Origin of the sequence: uncultured Corynebacterium sp., from assembly GCF_902489365.1 — a bacterium.
Taxonomy (GTDB): Bacteria; Actinomycetota; Actinomycetes; order Mycobacteriales; family Mycobacteriaceae; genus Corynebacterium.
Window position 1 is genome coordinate 1 of sequence record NZ_CABTZR010000162.1, and the last position, 2,033, is coordinate 2,033.

Annotated in this window: 2 protein-coding genes; both read left to right on the forward strand. The window is 60.3% G+C overall.

Annotation, left to right across the window (positions count from 1 at the left end; all coding sequences use genetic code 11):
• Positions 1-155: 155 nt before the first annotated feature.
• Complete coding sequence (locus tag RDN59_RS12145; RefSeq protein WP_308608058.1) at positions 156-806, forward strand: dihydrofolate reductase family protein; 651 nt, start codon at positions 156-158, stop codon at positions 804-806.
• 11 nt (positions 807-817) lie between these two features.
• Positions 818-2,014, forward strand: a complete 1,197-nt coding sequence (locus tag RDN59_RS12150; RefSeq protein WP_308608059.1) for a glycosyltransferase family 87 protein — start codon at positions 818-820, stop codon at positions 2,012-2,014.
• The last annotated feature ends 19 nt before the right edge of the window (positions 2,015-2,033 follow it).

The window sequence follows — 2,033 nt, forward strand, 5'->3', positions numbered from 1 at the left end:
CCGTACCGGTTTATCCACACGAAATGTCCCTTAAGCCCTAAGACCGCAGTTCATCTGCGGTCTTTTTCTTTTATCCTGAATGCGCTTGGCTTGGCTTGGTTTAAGGGGCTTGAGCCTTTGCCAAGGTTAGGGCTTAAGCCACGTACGCTGGCCACATGGATAACACCGCACTCATCGACACGCTGCTCGGCCCTGACAGCGAAGGTATTCGACTCAACGCCGTCAGCACGCTTCACGGCTCAGCCATTATCGATGGCACCTCCGGCCCCATGGGCAACGACACTGATGCCAAGCTTTTCGCGGCCTTACGCGACTGGGCCGAGGTTACCGTGGTGGGCTCAGCCACGGTGAAGGCAGAATCTTATGGGCCCGCGAGCAACACCCGCCTTGCCATTCTCAGTCACTCGCTAGACTTTTCCGGATTCGAGGACCTTATGGCCTCCGGCCCCATCGTGCTCACCCCGGAATCGCGCGTATCTTCGCCCGAGGCACAGCACCTCATCGAGGCAGGCGCCGAAATTCTAAGCATTGGCACTGGAACCATGAGCGAGGCAATCTCAGCCCTTCGCGCACGGGGCGCGCGCCGCATCAGTTGCGAGGGCGGCCCTTCCGTGTATTCCGCTTTTATCGCCGAAGGGCTTGTGGACAAGCTCTATTTGACGCTTGATCCGCACTTATCGCCTTCCGTCGACAAGCCCGTCGTCGATGGTAAGGCCACCTCCCCTGCGCTCAAGCTCGAGCTGGAGAACGTTGCTGCTGTCGATAGCACGGTGTTTCTGCGCTACCGACGCACCCAAACCCCGTAAACTTTGCTGCCGTGACTTCTCCGGCTCCCTCACCCCCAGCTTCCGCGCGACTGTGGACGGCCGCCGCCTGGCCCGCCGCCATAGTCTTGGTTTTCCATCGCGTGTTCGTGCTCGCCTTCAACGGCACGGTGACCGATGATTTCGGCACCGTCTACCGAGCAATCCGGAACCTGTGGGAGGGCAACCCGGTCTACGAACAGAACTATTCCTTCGTCGAGCCGCTCTACCTATACAACCCGGGCGCAACGCTCCTCCTATCCCCCTTGGGACTTGTGTCCGAGGAACACGCGCGCATCGCCTTCATTCTGGCCAACGCCGCGGCCATCGTCGCCGCCTTGGCCCTACTGACTCGCTTCGTAGGCCACAGCCTTCGAGGTCCCCTGTGGCCAGTCAGCATCGCTGCTGCCTTCGCTACCGAATCAGTCATCAACACCTTGGTCTTTACCAATATCAACGGCGTGCTTCTACTCGCCATGGTGGCGTTTTTGGTCTTGTTGGACAAGCACGGATGGGCCGCCGGACTGTGCATCGGTCTGGCAATTCTGGTTAAGCCCCAATTTGCCCCACTGCTCTTCCTCGCCCTAGTGCGCAAGCGCTGGCTCGCCCTAGGTTTGGGCGTGGCTATACCGCTGGTGAGCAACCTTGCGGCTTGGCCGATCGTTCCGGGCGTGGAGGGCTTCCGCGCCAACCTTCTGCCCTACCTGGCCACAACGCGCGATTATGCCAACGCCTCGTGGCCGGGGGTGCGCGCCTACTTCGATCTCCCCGGCATTATCTACTACCCCATCTGGGTCCTGTTCGCGGCACTAGCGGCAGTGGCGATCCTCGGGCTTTTACGCTGGCGGGACAGCGAGACCACCTTCTGGACGCTGAGTACAAGTGGTGCCATCATGGTCGGCATCTTCTTCCTTTCCTCCTTGGGCCAGCAGTACTACTCCATGTGGCTTATCCCCATGCTGTTTACGGTGGTGCTTGCGCGCTCGGTCTTCCACACGTGGGGAGCATGGTTGGCCGCATTTTTATTCTTGGCGCCGCTCGAGTGGACGTCGTCCAGCATGCCCACCGCCGCACACTGGATGAGCGTCTTCATCGCCACCATTGGGTGGGGACTGCTCATTGTGGTGACCGCTGCCTCCGTGGCCGGCTGGTGGAGCGCGGAACGAGGGGCTAGCCGGCAAGCTCAGTCGAGCGATAAGATTCCCGCATGACTGATTTCAAGCTCATTGC